The organism is Candidatus Lokiarchaeota archaeon (assembly GCA_014730275.1).
In the GTDB taxonomy this organism is placed as follows: Archaea; Asgardarchaeota; Thorarchaeia; order Thorarchaeales; family Thorarchaeaceae; genus WJIL01.
The window spans coordinates 69,002-84,782 of the sequence record WJIL01000014.1; the positions used below are offsets into that span (position 1 = coordinate 69,002).

Genomic DNA, 15,781 nt, shown 5'->3' on the forward strand with positions numbered 1-15,781 from the left:
TCACCTCTCGCCTCCGTAGATAGCTCCTCTATCTGCAGATGATACTAGTTCACGGTACCTGTTAAGCACGCTCCTTCTTGACCTAATCTCTTGTGGTTGCGGTGAAAACTCGTCAAACCGTTCTTCAATCTGGTCATTATCGAGTTCTAGGGTCAGGCGTCTCTCAGGAACAGAATAGGAAATCATATCTCCGTCTTCCACAATTCCAATTGGGCCTCCATCAGCCGCCTCTGGTGCAACGTGTCCAATTGCTGCACCGCGAGAGCTCCCGGAGAAGCGACCATCCGTAACGAGAACAATTTCCTTCTCAAGACCTGAAATCAAAGAAGCTATCGAGTGCTGTTCTCTCATGCCGGGTCCTCCTTTGGGCCCCTCGTATCGCACCACCATGATAGTACCTGATTCGACTTCACCATCCCAGAGGGAATTCAGTGCATCTTCCAGACAGCCGAAGACCTGCGCAGGTCCTTCGTATTCCATCATGTCCTTGGGCAAAGCGGCCTGTTTTATCACAGCTCCATTGGGAGCAAGACTGCCAAACAATACAGCTATGCTGCCTTCCTTACGGACCGGGTTCTCAAACGACCGGATGATTTCATCACCGGTTTTCGGATAGTGGAATGATTCCAGATTCTCACCAACCGTTTTTCCTGTCACAGTAATTGCATTTGTGTCAATCAGTTTGGCTCTTGCAAGCTTGTTCATCACAGCTGGAATCCCTCCTGCTTGGTCAAGCTTCAACACGGAATCATCGCCCGCAGGTTTGAGAGAGCAGAGTTGAGGAGTCTCCTTGGCTGCCTCATCCAGGCTCCTAAGATCAAACTCATCAATCTCTAATTCTTCAGCTATAGCCATCGAATGCAGAACTGAATTGAGACTGCCTCCCAGAGCCATATCGACCCGAACTGCGTTACGGAGAGACTGAGCTGTCATTATGTCACGAGGAGATATCTCGTCTTCCAGAAGCCGCATCACAACCTCGCCGCTTCGCCTCGCAATCCGCCTTTTCTCAGCCACAACAGCATGAGTAGTAGCACAGCCCGGCATTGACATACCAAGAGCCTCGGTGATGGCACCCATCGTATTGGCGGTTGCCATCATACTGCAAGAACCAGCAGAAGGACAGGCTATGCTTTCGATCCGATGGAGTTCTTCTTCCGAGATTTTTCCATCATGGGCTTTACCGATGAATTCCCGCATTTCGACAAGACTCAATTCACGGTCACCATATATTCCCGGAAGCATTGGACCGCCAGTTACTATGATTGAGGGAATGTTTAGTCTTGCACATGCCATGAGTGCAGCTGGTACCGTTTTATCGCACGCTGGAATGAGAACCATGCCATCAAACTTGTGGGCTTGCACCATGATCTCAATCGTCTCTACAGCTAGGTCCCTGCTTGGAAGTGAATACTTCATGCCGTCTGTACCTTGAGCTATCCCGTCACAAACTGCTATTGTGTTGAATTCGAAAGGTTGCCCACCACCCAGAAAAACTCCTTCCTTCGCGGCTCTGGCTATTGACTGAAGGTGAACATGACCAGGCACTACTTCAGTAAAGAAGTTGACAACCCCAATCCAAGGTCTTTCAATATCGGATTGGCTCAATCCTGTTGATTTTAACAGTGAACGTGCTGCCGCCCGTTGCATTCCAAGTTTCATCTCATCGGATCTCATCGTGATAACAGCCAAAACAAACTTAGGTAGTGGCTCATTTGACTGTTTTGACGAGTCATGACTGATCAAGTAAATTTCGCGATTGTAGGGTGCGGAAGAATATCCGACTTGCATGCAAAGGCCTACCTCAAAAATCCAAATGCGAATCTTGCAGCGATTTGCGACATTGATGAACATAAGGCAGATGAGAAAGGACATGACTGGGGTGTTCCCGCCAAGATGGTGTTTCAAAGTGTAGATGCCATGCTCAAAAAAGAGAGCATTGACGCGGTTGATCTCCTCCTTCCACATCATCTGCACGCGAAAATGACCGAGAAAGCAGCCAAGGCAGGTAAGCATGTGTCAGTCCAGAAACCTATGGCACTGAATCTAACAGAATGTCAGCATATGATCGATGTGTGCGCTGAAGCTGGCGTCAAGCTACGAGTCTTTGAGAATTTCCAATTCTATCCGCCCTATATGAAAGCAAAAGAGCTTCTTGATGAAGGTGTTATAGGACGCCCCTCATTCATTCACATCAAGCTGTGTTCAAGCATGAGCGGGGGCTGGAATGTTCCTCTAGATGCGTGGGAGTGGCGCTTTGATGATGAGCGGTGTGGAGGTGGTCCGCTGGTATGGGATGATGGTTATCACAAGTTTTCCATTGCCAACTACTTCCTTGGTGAAATCGAGAAGGTAAAAGCATGGATTGACTGCACCGGCGTCTTTGAAGATGAGCAAGAACCCCCTACTGTCTTAGATGCTCCAGCGGCAATCATGTGGAAATACAAGAAGCCGCGATGCTACGGGTCCATGGATGTAACATACAGCAGAAAGGGGAACTTTGATTCGGATTACTATGCTGCTGATGAACGGGTAGAAATAACTGGTGAGAAAGGATACATCTGGATTAACCAATGCACGGCACATTCAGTGAAAGACGAACCAGCAATCATGACATTCGTGCAAGGCGACCTACATAGTTATCCCGATGTTGAAGCAGATTGGCAGAGAAGCTTTGATAATGCCGTTGATCAGTTTGTTGAAGCAATCCTTGAAGACGAGACTCCGTCTTTGACAGGAGAAGAAGGAATGTACATTCAAAGATTCGCTCACGCAGCACATTTCTCAGCCCAAAAGGGTAAAGAGATCAATCTCGAGGACGTGGAATGCTAGAAAGAAATTCAGAATGTCTGTAGAGAATAGAGAACAAATGCAGTGCCTGGTACTGCGGATTGAAAACCGGATATAGACAACCGAAAAAGCCGACTTGAGGCCGATGAACAGTACAATTTGAAGAGAAAACTCGTCACTATCGAGTTTTTCGTATATGAGCTTAAATGGGCCTCAGAGGGATATAATTGTCTTCTACATGGTATATTTGATTTCTAGCGGTGCTTCTTAAGCGGAAACAAACCCTAGAATCATAACCGCCAACGCATACTAGAGGGCTACTAGTCCACCAGTAACCAATATCCTGTTAGATATATCGGACTATGATACAGCCATACCGTATTCTCCAAGAAAGAAATTCTCTGAAGCGGGCTTCCGCTCCCTACTTTTCGTTATGAATTCCTTCCCTTTGCTAACTACCTTCTCTTTGATTGTGGAGGCTTCTGCTTCGTGACCAAGAGCCAGCAAAACTACGATTCGCTGATCCGATTTGAATCCGAGACTCTGCCTGACCTTCTTCTCATCATAACCAGCCATCGCATGAACTCGTAGACCCTGATGCTCAGCCTGGATAATCAGACTCATGACACTAAGACCTGCATCAAACGCATAGTATGGGATGTCGTTTGTCTTGCAATCCTCATCGGGGTTAGCTCCGAGTGCAATCAGATACGGCGCTTTCTTTGCCCAACCGTTTCCTAGACTAAGCGCATCCTCCAAGTCTGGCCGAGTGTCGTCACTCCTATGCACAAAGATATAGTGCCACTCTTGATTGTTGTAGCAGGAAGGTGCTAGCCTTGCCGCTTCGATTAGTGTATGTAGTTGATTTTCGGAGATATCGGTCTCAGCCATAGTATTAGGACTGTATCGGTGCTTAATCTCTTTCAAGACATCCATACTATCTCCAGTGGCTGCCGGCTCTAATAAGCCCTTAGAGGACCCAAGCAAACCTTAGCTACTACATAATCGTTATAGCAACCAACCGTCTTCACAAGATTGGTGCAGGTATTGCCGAAGAAAACAGTAGAACAATCACGCACGGTAATGACACAGACTGTTTTTCCGAATCATGTCAACAACAACGGAACGCTGTACGGGGGAGTCCTGCTTGATTGGATAGATAGCATTGCCGGTATTGTTGCGAAAAGACACAGTCGCAGTGCGGTTGTAACCGCATCCATAGATTCCCTGAGTTTCCTCAATCCGATAAAGCAGCGAGACATAGTGATTCTTGAGGGTTGGATAAACTACGTCGGACGCAGCTCCATGGAAATTGAGGTGCGAGTAACGAGTGAGAATCCAATCACAGGTAAGAAGAGCAAGACATGCAGGGCGTTTCTCACATATGTTGCCATGAATGAAGACGGAGATCCTATGGAAGCGCCAGACCTAGAATTGAGAACCGAAGAAGAAAAAGAACGCTATCACGCCGCCAAACAGCGTCGAGAGGAGCGTTTGCGTAGAAGGGATTTGGAACCTGGAATGTGGTAGATAAGAAGCATTCCATGGATTGTTTCATTGTCCCATAGGACAGCTTTCTTAAGTTCAACTTATCTATAGTTATGTAGGAAGGTTGATTGATGGTCGAAGATACGAAGGTCAAAGATGTGTATTCCAAGGGTTTTGAGGCACTTAACGAAAACGAACCAGTATCAAAAACCCTCCCAATTCTCGAAAACAGTGAACCTCCAGTCGTGATTGTAGAGAATGATGACGGTGAGATAAGCGGTGTGTTGACCAGAAGAAGAATTAGAAGATCGAAGCTAGATCCAACATCAACCAAAATCAAGAAGCTTAAGCAGCCGGCTCCATACTTGCGGATTCATGACTCTGTCAGTGAAACTGCAAGACTGATGCTTGAGAATCAGGTGCTCCAGCTTCCAGTTTACGCAGGAGAGAAGCTCGTTGGCGTGATTTCCTATGAAGACGTAATTGACGCTGCTGCAGGAAGCGAATGGGGAGAAAAGGAGGTGCAAAGCGTCATGACATCAGATCCGTTTACTGTTTCTCCTGAAGAGACAATATCTCAAGTCCTCAGTCTGTTCCGCATGCAAGGATTCTCACATGCTCCTGTTGTAGAGAGAGGTGACTTGCAGGGAATAGTAAGCATTCAAGATATCATGGACATTGTATACCACGCTGAGGATCGCTCGACTCGAGGAGACAGAGCAGGAAACAAAGAGCCGCTTAGCAACATGGAAATCAGAACGGTCATGTCAGCACCAGTCTATGCAGCTAGACCTGATGAAACCCTCCAAGAAGCAGCTCAGAAGATGCGAGATCATGATATCTCCAGTCTAGTGGTCATCGAAGATGAAAGAGTCACTGGAATTGTGACCAAGAAGGACTTCCTCGAACCGATATCTCAAGCAGGCCAGAAAAGACCACCAATGCAGATTCAGTTTTCGGTCAAACCAGGCATTCGAATGACTGAAGAAGAAAAAGCCATCATGAGAAAGGAATTCGATTCATTTGCTCGTAGATACCAAGAAGCTCTGGGTTTGGGCAATCTGTTTGTCTACATGAAGAAATATGGAGCAGTCTCCAAAGGGGATCAGCTTATTCATTGTCGGCTTCAATTCAGAACGTCACGAGGACCCTACTATGGAACAGCTGAAGGATGGAGTCCAGAAGAGGCATTCAGGCTGGCTTTAACTAGGCTTGAAAGGCAAATCATCCAAAGCAAAGAGACTGAGCTCAGTGAAGAACACAGTAGAAGGCAGATAGAGGAGTATCTCGAAAGCGAGCTCTAGGGTAGTTGCTGACCTAGAGTCGCCTCCTTTCTTTTTTATTTTATGAAAGTCTTCTCTCACTCTCTTCGACCAATAAGAAGTAGTTTTGGGACAATCCTTGCGACTATATAGAAATCAAAACAGAACTTTTTTCTTCATATCTGAGAATCTTAGTATCAAGAAATGTTATCCATATAGGGAGTAGGGGATAATGGTAGCAGCAGTCACGAGTTTCCTGATAGGGATGATTACGGCAGGTGTGTTATCCGCTATTGTCGTTTTCTTCGCATACAGCACGAGAGAAGAGGGGCCATTTCGAAACAACAGCTTCATACAGAGAAGGCCAATTCTAACGGGTGCCTTTACCTACGCATTGGTATGGATCGTAGTTGTCGCTTCGGGAGTGTTGCCGATTGCACAATACCATGGATCCAACAATCATAGGTTCGGCCTTGAGACAGAAGATACGTATCAGTTTGCAGTCTATCCACCCCCGGCTTACGTGAATGAGGTTGTCCTTTCTGCGATGGGGCAACTGAATAGCGATGACTCGGTAACATTGGAAATCGTATTTTCAAATCAAAGCGGGCAAGCTGCACACGAAGAGATAGTGATTAGTTCCTCAGATGTGATGTGGGGAAGCATGGATGAGGTCTTCAGCTTTGAAGTTCCATCAGGCACCTATGAAGTCAGTGTCACAGCGATGTTCTACCAGAATGGAATTCCAACGCCGGGAACGACAGCTATGCTTACATACGAGACGTCACAAAGACTGGCCGCTGGGCATATGAATGAGTTACTGGCTTGGAATGTTGAATTGCTAGTAGCCGTTGCTGTTGGTATAGGCTATCTGCTATATGCCTACGTTAACGACTTCTCTCTTCAGAAACCAGAATTGAAGGAAGGAAAACGAGAAAGATATGATCGAACCTATGAAGAGTATCGATCATACGAGGAGCAGAAAGAAGACTAGTTTGGGTAAGGGATATATCAATAACTGAGATTTGGGGGAAAGGTTTTTCTTCATTTTTGTGAATACAACGGCTAATAGGAATAATTGTTCTAATTCATGAGGTCAGGATTCAATGGGAGCATCAAGTACTAGTTTCTTAATGGGTATGAGTGCAGCGGCCATTGTGTGCGCGGTTATCATAGCCCTATCGTATATCGGAAGAAAGAAAGAATCAGTTCCAAGCGTTCAACTTACAAGAAGGAAGCCATTGTTCGTTGCAGCAATAGGCTACTTTGTGGTGTGGGGTGGGGTGCTCGCCTCAGGCGTTCTTCCAATTTCACACTATCATGGTCCAAACGCAGTGCAGACTCAAGACGCGATTGACCAATCATATCAATTCACAGTCTATTCAGGGCCGGGTTACACCAACAGCGTCAGTGTTAAGGCAATGGGTTTGCTTCAGATGAATGAAACCGATTTGGTAGAAATCTTGTTCTACAATGAGAGTGGAGAAGTAATTCTTCAGGAAGTCTTAGTCAATTATACTGATGTGTATATGGGTAGTATGTCCCGAATTTCAAGACTACAGGTTCCAAGCGGCACATACACTGTCAACATAACGGAAACACATTATCGAGATGGAGTTCCAACAGGGACAGATCCGCTTGTCTTCGAGATATCCCAGGCATTAACTCCAGACCATCTTGAAGAACGATTCAAGTGGAGCACACAGTTATTCTTAGTTGTTCTCGGTGGTGGCGTGTTTCTCCTGGGAGGGTATGCAATTGATCTTGGGTCCATCAGAAAACCAGAGGCGTCACCAAAGCCAGAGAAAGAGAAAGACCTTGATGATACCTATGAAGAATATCTGAAAGCAAGCCGAAAGAAGTAATGCAGTCTAGTCTTAATGGAATTTGACACGTATTCAAAAAAGCAAACACTAGAGATTCTTCCTCTCAATGCTTAAGTGGGATGCTGCATCTCGGATATAATTAGTCTAGGATGGTTTCAGCCATGAGGAGGAAGAAAGGAATGAATCTGGCCCTCTCACTAATTGGGCCAGTAACTATGATTGTTCTATTGATAATGCCAATTGGGCCACTTGCAGGAGGTCTTGGAATCCTGCAACCTGTCGGAGGCATATTTGATGTTGGACGTGGATTGAATGAAGCCCCTGTAGAAACAATCAGACTAGAAGGACCCAGAGAAGAGATTACAGTTCTTATTGATCATTATGGCGTGCCTCACATCTATGCGCAATCCAGCGAAGACGCATATTTCGCGCTTGGATATATGCACGCAAAGGACAGACTCTTCCAGATGGTCATGCAAAAGCATCTGGCTGCAGGAAGACTAAGCGAGTTTGTCGGGCCAGCTGGTAGTAATTCTGACAAAATCTACCGAACCATAGGCCTTGAGCGTACTGCCCAAAGGACACTAGACTGGTTTCTTGCTAACGCCGATACGGATCCTGATGTTGATTACGCTCTACGGGTCATGGATGCACAGGTTGAGGGAATAAACGCGTTTATGAAATCCATAACAAGCGAGACTAGGCCCGTGGAGCTCCACCTTTTGGGTATCAACCCAGAACCTTGGAGCAAGCTCGATATGTTCCTTGGCGCGTCATTCATTACGTGGTCGTTAACAGGTGACTTTGATGACTTGGAGCGCCTTTGGCTTAAGGAGAATATCGACAACGAAACAATGCTTCAACAACTCTATCCAGATGTTATGCCATACCAGAGCTACATAGTCAAGGAGCAGACCAATCTCAGCCTATCAGATTATCCCGACGCTCCAGGAGGCTATCCTGTAAACCTTTCTCTTAGTCCTCAATCGGTTTCTGAGAACATAGCAAATGTCGAGAAAAAGAAACTCGAGAACCTGCTCGAACAACTCCTTCCTGTTGTAGATCCATTGGGACTCAAGAAGACATTCGGATCCAACAATTGGGCGGTTTCTGGAAGCAGGACGGTAACGGGCAGTCCGATGCTCTGTAATGATGCCCACATGCCTATTGTCGCACCGAACCTTGTATATGAAGCACACCTGTCGGTTCCTGGAGTCATGAACGTGATGGGCGTTACCTTACCCGGAATGCCGTCTGTGGAGGCCGGCTTCAATGACCACATCGCATGGGGATTCACAAATGGAGGATTGGATGTACTAGATATATTCGTGGAACAAGTAAATCCTGATAACTCCAGCGAGTACTTCTACAATGGAGAGTACCGTCCCTTCGAGATCATCGATGAGACCATTCGAACCAACGGAGGAACTGAAATCCATTTTGAGGTGAAAAAATCCGTTCACGGACCTCTCATTGATAGCATCATCAGCGAGGAACCTAGTAGTCCTATGTGTCTAGCAATGAATTGGACGGGCAATAGTGTCAGTCACCTGATTATTGCAGCAACAAAACTGAACAAAGCTCAGAACATCAATGACTACTATGATAGCATCTACTGGTGGGATAATCCCGTTTTCAACTTCGCATACGCAGATGAACTAGGGAACATCGCCATGACAGTATGTGGCAGGATTCCAATACGTAACGGATACAATGGAATGTATCCAGTGACTGCCCTCAATGATTCTGTGGGAATGGTGAGCAATGTTCCTTATGCATTTCTCCCAAGAGAAGTCAATCCATCTAGAGGTTACGTATCATCAGCGAACCAGCGCTCGATAGATCCTAATCAGTACGGATATCCATTGGTAGGGCCATATGTTGATGGCTATCGAGGTAGACGAATAAACGAATTTTTGGAGCTAGATGATGAAATCACCATGGAAGACCTTATGCGGCTTCAGGCTGATGTAATCGAGATTCGCGCCCGAAGGATAGTGCCTGAAGTTCTATCAGCATGGGAGAATCTCGGAACTCAAAACACAACGGTGGAGATGGTCGTAGATTGGCTCAGAGACTGGGATTATGAGATGGATACCGACCTCAAAGCCCCTACAATCTGGATGCATCTCTATGATGTCATCAGGACTGAGACATTCGAGGAACTTCAACACCTAGAAGATCAGCTAGACAGTTCGAATCGAAAATCCGTGTCACTACCCTCCAAGGTATATCCAAGGGCTCCGATTTTGGAACAGCTCATCCTTGAGAACAATTCAGCTTACTTCGATGATTCAAGAACAGTTGATCTCAAGGAAACAAGAAACCACATTCTTGTCAGAGCATTGGAGCTAGCAGTAGATGAGATGCATTTGCTCTACGGATTAGATACTTCGAATTGGACCTATGGAATTCATCATACAGTTAACGTTGAGCATCTTGCAGGGTTGACGAGGATTGAAGGCGGCCCTATTCGAGGTCAGCATACTGTATTCCCTGCATACGGCTGGGAGATGAGTTCAGGCCCCGTTCTTCGCCATGTCATAGATCTCGAAAACCCGGGTAATTCACGAAATGTGATTCCCGGCGGTCAAAGCGGCAATCCGTTCAGTAACCACTTCGACGATTTGTTCCAACTGTGGTATGAATTTGATGAAGAATCTGGTCACTACCGGTATCAGGACATCTACTACTACTCCAATGTGACCTCCTTCGAAGCGGCCAATACCGAGGGCACCTTGATAGAGAGGAGGATCATATTCCACCCCCAAACCTAATGAAAGCTCAATTATGAGGAATTCGTGAACCGTACACCATTCCAAGAATTGTACTGATTTCCCAAAAGACATTCAGAGTAGTTAGATTCACCCAAAGAGGATGCCAGAGGCGAGAAACGAGGAGAAATGTCAATAGAATCATTATCGCCCCGATAGTAACAGCAAGACCCTTGAACACACGGAAATCTATCAATCCACTGGTGTTCGAATATCTTCTTGCTGAACGGCGAACAGCATCGAGCATGAGCTGACCAAATCCAAGAAAGAACAATACTGCTTTCACTGCCACAAACAGAAGGTTAGTTGTATATCCGTCATCTGAAGGCGGCCCTAGTGCAGAGAATAGGATTGGGGCTAGAAAAATTAGAAGCCAACTTGACAGTGCCACGAACAAGAGGGTGAATTTGTCGAGTTTGAGCCCGGAAAGGAGTTTTACTATACCCTTTCCTCCGAAAAAAGAGTATATGCAGGAGAAAACAATCGCGGAAATTTCAATCACATGAAGTACGTGGTTCCTACCATACCAGAAAGCAAGGATTATCAGAAGTAGAGCAGCCAGTGATAGTGCGGTTTTGTTTTCATTAGCCATTCTCTCAAATCCTGCGGATTCTCTCGCGACTCTGTATGATATGCATTTACACGGAAAAGGTACTTATTATATGAACAGGAAATACTATTGATGCCCTTATCTGAAGGGAGGAGGTACTGAATTGTCGGAAGAAGAACCAATGGAAGATGTTATGGAAGATATCGAATATCAAGAAGCAATTGAAGAGGTAGAACTCCTGCTCTTTCTACTTGATGGATCGGGAAGCATGACTCAAACTAATACTCATGACAAGAGGAAGAAAGTAGAACATCTGATGGATGTTATGACTGATTTCATTCCAAGAATAAAGAGCAGTAGCGCTGCACCTCGATTCAGAGTGCAAAATGTGTACTTCTCTGACAAGCCTTATCCTCAAGCCCAATACCAAACCATCGGAGATTTCGAAATCGATAATCCTGTGGAGAAAGCTGGTGGCGGAAGAACTGCAATTGCAGATACGTTACTCAAATCACGGGATTTGATTGATGAGTTTAACGGGGATGACACACTTCCGAATGACAAGTACGCAACTGTGTTCTTGATTACTGATGGCAGAGAAACAAGTCAAGGTGATGTAGAAGGATCCGCATCTATGCTGAAGGGTCATTCGGTTGGCCCCTTATTGGCAACCGTAGGTGTTGGAAAAGACGCAGACGAGGATCTTCTCTTGAAAATTGCTAGTGAACCCACTCCGCGTCAGATAAGACATCTTGATCAACATCATCTTCTGCAGTATATGCCTAACCAAGACAAGCTATACCTTAGAGCTCATGAAGAGGGTCAGATTACGAAGAAGACTGCTGAAGCTCTCAGGAGATTTGTGTACGTACTCAGCAAGACAGCAAAGAAGGAAGAGTAGTTTCCTCCCCGAGTGTGTGTGTGCAATTGATAGAGATTAGCATCAAGGACAAGAAATACACTGTTAATCCCTCGGAGTTGGACTTTATTGACGCTGGAGGTCAAGGGTCGGTCTACAAGTGGAGGAACTACACCCTCAAATTCCACGAGAATGACTCAATTCTTCGAAAGATGCGGGAGGTCAATAGAAGGATATCGGGCAAGAAACACATACCAAAATGCCTTGAGAAACGAACATTCATGATTGGAACCGGGAATGCCAAGGGTTCAGATCTCGGCTTGTCGTTGGCTAATCATCTCTATGTTCTAGTCTTCCGGTGGTTGGAAGGGTCTGGTCTCAACTACAAGAAGCTTAGTCGCAGCAGATTCGAAGTGGCTGACTATATCCTAAAAGGATTGCTTTTTCTTGAAGATATAGAGATTGTACATGCAGATTTGACACCTGACAACTATCTAGTGGACAAAGATGGCATACCTCATATGATCGACATAGAGGGGGCAGGTATTCCAAGCCGTAGCTCTGGACAATGGGATTACAAGCCAGCTGTTCTAGGCACAAAAATCCCTGGATTTCCGTGGCCCCCAGAGAAACAAAAGAATCCTAGAATTGTGAATGACTATACCGAACGTTGGTTTGGACTAGCATTGGTAACAGCAGTCGCCACGGGCATAACACCTTTCTTCTTCTTGCGTAGATGCGATTACGAGAGCCTCAAGGAAATGGAAAGATTGGGAGAAGACGGCTATGAAAAGGGCAAAGTAGTAAAATGGCCGCCATTAGGCATTGAAAACCACACGCATCTTCATGACCCCTTTAAGAAACAAGGAGCTCTTGAGGAATTGCGTGAGAAATGGGATGACCTAGCTACTGGTAGCTTAGTACCTATGCTATTCAATACGTTTGTCCGGGGTGCTAGTGAACCTGAAAACAGAGCATCTTTCAGAAAGATGCGAACTATGTTAGGATTTGTATAATCAATCTAAACAGTGGAATAGAAACGTGAATGGCGAATAATCATGACCTACTGGGATGTCTCAAAATCTCTTCACAGTGATGCGCATTATGACGACCACTTAGCAGTAAGATTTTTTGATGATGAGCATAGCACAGGTGTAGCTGTCATCGCAGATGGGGTAAGTAATTCCGCGGGAGGGCGCATAGCCGCGTTAGTTGCATGTTTAGTTATTCCCGAATTCATTCAAAACAACCGTAATGATGTGATTTACTCTGATCCTTTTGCGCTGATAGAAGCAGCTTTAGAAGAAGCTGGTGCTGAGCTACTCGATGTAGGAAAACGAGTATTTGATGCCGGTCTTGACGGTATTCGGAATATTCTCAAAGAGATTGATCCCCCAGAAATTCGCGAAAAATTCGTCGAGAAGATCCGCCCAAAGGTTGAGGAAAAAAGAAAGAAAGGAAATATCCCTGATTTTGAATCTACGGCCATAATTGCATATTTCGTTGGTTCAAAGATATATGTGGCTCTTGTGGGAGACGGTTCCATGCTTGAGATGCGAGATGGTACAATGTATCCATATCCACAAAGCAGAGGCAGCCTTAACACGTTTCTCTCTTCAAAAGATGGCTATCAAGGCCCGGCTAGGAAACTACACATCCGCCTTCCAAAAGGCGGAACCTTTGTTTTGGGGTCAGACGGATGTCAAATCAGGTATAGTGGTGAGCATGGTGCACCATATGCCTTATTCCAGAATACTTTTCGTCGTTCATTGGAAGAAGGGGGATTCGATAGTTTCGCTGAAAGATATTACGAACAGTTGAAAAAACAAGAAAAGAAGCGAAACGTGAAGATACTTGATGATGATTTTTCGTTAATTGCGTTGCACTTAGTAGAAACACCGCCTAGTAGTGATTCAATTGGTGAAGGTGGATTGGAAATGGAAAATGTGATTGATAAATCTGTTGAGGAAATTGAATCGATATATAGAAACATGGGCAAGGCGATTGCTGAACGGGTATACAAGGAAATATCTGAACAAGCCGAAACAGCTTTTAATGAAAAACAAGAGGAAATCGAATCGCAACTACCCAGGAGAATTCAGGAATCTATTGAAAGGGAAACAAAAAAGGCAGCACAGATAGCTGCCGATCAAATGACAGAAGAGATTCAAAAGAGAATCAAGGTCTTATCGTACCAGTTGCCAAGAAGTCTTCTCAAAGAGGAAATCACAGAAAGTAAGCCTTTCCTCGAATCAATCGAGAAGGAAATTGATCCAATTCTCACGGAGTTTGTTGAACGAATTGAAGAACATTCACGGAAAAGTGTTCGTGAAGCATTCCAGGAAGAAATTCCGAAAATTGGTGCAGATCTGAAAGACCCCGTGGAGAATATTATGGTTCGAATGATCCATTCTAAAGTGGATGAATTCACGGCGGAAATCCCGAAAATCCTTGAGGAGGAACTCTCTAAGGAGGAAATATCAAAACAGTTCGACAAACAACTTCAACCATTGGCAAATGACTTCCGTTCGAATCTGGAAAAAGCAGCTCAAGACGCTATTGAGAAAGCCAGCGATCAGAACAAGACGAAACTCGATAACCAAGTGCAGAGATTACGCCGAGACATGAAGAAACAAGCCAAGTTGGCGTTCGATGATTTTGCAGAAAAATCTGAGAAATCAATTACAGAAATCTTCAACAAGAATAAGGCAAATTTGAAGGAATATACCGAGTCAGTTACGGAAAATCTTGAGAAACAAGCAGAACAGGCCATTAGTGAGGCATATGACAAACAGAAGACACGTATTTCACAAGAGGTAGTGAGTATACGAACAGGAATAGAACAGGAAGCAACAGAGTTCTTCAAAGACTTGATAGAACCACTGCAGGATGAAATAAGAGAAACTGCAAAGAAGCAACTACGTGAGGCCGGTGGCCAAGTCAAAGAAGATATCCTGTTAGATGTTGAAAAGACTACATCAAAAATCATAGCTGAGAAGCTCAAAGAAACAAGTGACGCATTACAGGAATGAGACCACTATCGGATTGGTCTGCAATAGATTGCTATCCCAAAGCGAAATGGAGTGCAAATGCATGGAACTGGAAATCGAACCGGTAGAAGTATCGCTTCCAATTGAGGAGGCTGAATTACTGATACTTGTTTTCGATGGGTCAAGGAGCATGTCTTGGAAAAAGACGACTGTAGATGAGAAATCGAAGGTGGAGCATCTTATGGATATTGCAGAAGACCTCATTATTCGTCTAAAGGAAAGCTCCCAATGTGATAGATACCGAGTGGCACCAGTCTATTTCGCGACTGATGTGGTTCCGTCAGACCCAGTATATAGCAATCCAAGAAATACGGAGATAGAGAATCCGGTGAAAGTGGCGAATTATGGCAAGACTGCCATTGCAAAGGCACTCAACAAATGCCAAGAAATATACGAAGACTTTCTCAATGATGAAACTCTACCAAATATCAAATACTGCACAGTATATCTGTTCACAGATGGGAAAGATCATGTCGATGGGAAATCGGCAGTCCGAGAAGAGGCAAACAACCTCAAGAGATTCTTAGCAGATAGAGCACAACAACCCAATTTGGCAACTATTGCTTTTGGAGACAAGGCAGATAGGAAGTTGCTTGAGGAGATATCATCGCGATTATCGAAACGACAGAAAAGACACCTCAGTAACAAGCGTGTTCTGAAGTACTTACCAAACAAAGATAAAATGTTCATAGAAGGGCATTCAGAGGGGATGATTACTGAAGAAACAGCTGAAGCACTAAAGCAGTTTGTTTGGGTCTTGTCACAGACTGCAAAACAGTAGAGGGGCAAAAAAGCTGGTTCCACAGGTTGCACGAAAGGTAATCAACCCTGTTCTTGCGTGAACTATGAGACTAAAGCAAACCGAGCATTGTTCTTATTCTGCTGAAACTGGCCCTAAGCTGTCGCCTCTCAAGACCGCGTATGTAAGTATTGAACATTATTCCTATCAAACGACCACCTGGGTCAATTGAATCCCAATAACCTCGATAGTACTCCAGATATCCCTCTTTGCGATATTCAGGATGTAGCTTGGAGTGATTTTTGATTCCGTAGGGAGGCCACCTGAGCTCTGAGCTCTTATGAAATCCCTCTGCAGCGAGATATTGCATTTCCTGCAGACTCTCCACAGTAGAATCTCTAAGAAAGAAGAAAGGCGATTCTCTTGCAATGATGGCACATATC

The 15,781-nt window shown here is 44.9% G+C and carries 14 protein-coding genes; 10 read left to right on the forward strand and 4 right to left on the reverse strand.

Annotated features, from left to right (window positions below; translation table 11 throughout):
• The gene (gene ilvD, locus GF309_02105; protein ID MBD3157558.1) at positions 1-1,677 is read right to left on the reverse strand and encodes a dihydroxy-acid dehydratase; all 1,677 of its coding nucleotides are present in this window, start codon (positions 1,675-1,677) and stop codon (positions 1-3) included.
• A 57-nt stretch (positions 1,678-1,734) separates the two neighbouring features.
• On the opposite strand from ilvD, the gene GF309_02110 reads away from it, so the two are divergent.
• Positions 1,735-2,832, forward strand: coding sequence for a gfo/Idh/MocA family oxidoreductase (locus GF309_02110; GenBank protein MBD3157559.1), 1,098 nt, complete (start codon positions 1,735-1,737; stop codon positions 2,830-2,832).
• A 318-nt stretch (positions 2,833-3,150) separates the two neighbouring features.
• Here the strand turns inward: GF309_02110 and GF309_02115 are convergent, their stop codons facing one another.
• A complete protein-coding gene (locus GF309_02115; GenBank protein ID MBD3157560.1) occupies positions 3,151-3,726 on the reverse strand; it encodes a hypothetical protein in 576 nt (191 codons plus the stop codon).
• 111 nt (positions 3,727-3,837) lie between these two features.
• Here GF309_02115 and GF309_02120 point away from each other — a divergent pair, with 111 nt between their 5' ends.
• From GF309_02120 to GF309_02140, 5 genes are all read left to right on the forward strand, one after another.
• Positions 3,838-4,320: an acyl-CoA thioesterase gene (locus GF309_02120; GenBank protein MBD3157561.1), complete on the forward strand. Its 483-nt coding sequence runs from the start codon at positions 3,838-3,840 to the stop codon at positions 4,318-4,320.
• A gap of 89 nt (positions 4,321-4,409) precedes the next feature.
• The gene (locus tag GF309_02125) at positions 4,410-5,582 is read left to right on the forward strand and encodes a CBS domain-containing protein (protein ID MBD3157562.1); all 1,173 of its coding nucleotides are present in this window, start codon (positions 4,410-4,412) and stop codon (positions 5,580-5,582) included.
• Between the two features lie 190 nt (positions 5,583-5,772).
• Positions 5,773-6,534 (forward strand): hypothetical protein, encoded by a 762-nt coding sequence (locus GF309_02130; protein ID MBD3157563.1) that lies wholly within the window; start codon positions 5,773-5,775, stop codon positions 6,532-6,534.
• Positions 6,535-6,646: 112 nt separating this feature from the next.
• Positions 6,647-7,405, forward strand: coding sequence for a hypothetical protein (locus tag GF309_02135; protein ID MBD3157564.1), 759 nt, complete (start codon positions 6,647-6,649; stop codon positions 7,403-7,405).
• A 110-nt stretch (positions 7,406-7,515) separates the two neighbouring features.
• Complete coding sequence (locus GF309_02140) at positions 7,516-10,143, forward strand: hypothetical protein (protein MBD3157565.1); 2,628 nt, start codon at positions 7,516-7,518, stop codon at positions 10,141-10,143.
• A gap of 7 nt (positions 10,144-10,150) precedes the next feature.
• Here the strand turns inward: GF309_02140 and GF309_02145 are convergent, their stop codons facing one another.
• On the reverse strand, positions 10,151-10,732 hold the full coding sequence (locus GF309_02145; GenBank protein MBD3157566.1) for a hypothetical protein: 582 nt from the start codon (positions 10,730-10,732) through the stop codon (positions 10,151-10,153).
• Positions 10,733-10,853: 121 nt separating this feature from the next.
• Here GF309_02145 and GF309_02150 point away from each other — a divergent pair, with 121 nt between their 5' ends.
• Genes GF309_02150 through GF309_02165 form a run of 4 tightly spaced genes read left to right on the forward strand, consistent with a single transcriptional unit; the run spans position 10,854 to position 15,380 of the window.
• Entirely contained in the window at positions 10,854-11,591 is a 738-nt protein-coding gene (locus tag GF309_02150) for a VWA domain-containing protein (protein ID MBD3157567.1), read from the forward strand.
• A 26-nt stretch (positions 11,592-11,617) separates the two neighbouring features.
• Positions 11,618-12,565 carry a hypothetical protein gene (locus tag GF309_02155; GenBank protein MBD3157568.1) on the forward strand — a complete coding sequence of 316 codons (948 nt, stop codon included), beginning with the start codon at positions 11,618-11,620 and terminating at the stop codon, positions 12,563-12,565.
• 42 nt (positions 12,566-12,607) lie between these two features.
• Complete coding sequence (locus tag GF309_02160; protein ID MBD3157569.1) at positions 12,608-14,581, forward strand: hypothetical protein; 1,974 nt, start codon at positions 12,608-12,610, stop codon at positions 14,579-14,581.
• The gene (locus GF309_02165) at positions 14,562-15,380 is read left to right on the forward strand and encodes a VWA domain-containing protein (GenBank protein MBD3157570.1); all 819 of its coding nucleotides are present in this window, start codon (positions 14,562-14,564) and stop codon (positions 15,378-15,380) included. The genes GF309_02160 and GF309_02165 overlap by 20 nt, the downstream gene beginning before the upstream one ends.
• Positions 15,381-15,450: 70 nt before the next feature.
• Here GF309_02165 and GF309_02170 read toward each other — a convergent pair whose 3' ends face one another.
• Positions 15,451-15,726: a hypothetical protein gene (locus GF309_02170; GenBank protein MBD3157571.1), complete on the reverse strand. Its 276-nt coding sequence runs from the start codon at positions 15,724-15,726 to the stop codon at positions 15,451-15,453.
• Positions 15,727-15,781: the final 55 nt, after the last annotated feature.

Bases quoted from the DNA above. Each gene is read 5' to 3' on its own strand.
- ilvD (MBD3157558.1), bottom strand. From the start codon at position 1,677: ATGAGATCCGATGAGATGAAACTTGGAATGCAACGGGCGGCAGCACGT.
- GF309_02110 (MBD3157559.1), top strand. From the start codon at position 1,735: ATGACTGATCAAGTAAATTTCGCGATTGTAGGGTGCGGAAGAATATCC.
- GF309_02115 (MBD3157560.1), bottom strand. From the start codon at position 3,726: ATGGATGTCTTGAAAGAGATTAAGCACCGATACAGTCCTAATACTATG.
- GF309_02125 (MBD3157562.1), top strand. From the start codon at position 4,410: ATGGTCGAAGATACGAAGGTCAAAGATGTGTATTCCAAGGGTTTTGAG.
- GF309_02130 (MBD3157563.1), top strand. From the start codon at position 5,773: ATGGTAGCAGCAGTCACGAGTTTCCTGATAGGGATGATTACGGCAGGT.
- GF309_02135 (MBD3157564.1), top strand. From the start codon at position 6,647: ATGGGAGCATCAAGTACTAGTTTCTTAATGGGTATGAGTGCAGCGGCC.
- GF309_02140 (MBD3157565.1), top strand. From the start codon at position 7,516: ATGGTTTCAGCCATGAGGAGGAAGAAAGGAATGAATCTGGCCCTCTCA.
- GF309_02145 (MBD3157566.1), bottom strand. From the start codon at position 10,732: ATGGCTAATGAAAACAAAACCGCACTATCACTGGCTGCTCTACTTCTG.
- GF309_02160 (MBD3157569.1), top strand. From the start codon at position 12,608: ATGACCTACTGGGATGTCTCAAAATCTCTTCACAGTGATGCGCATTAT.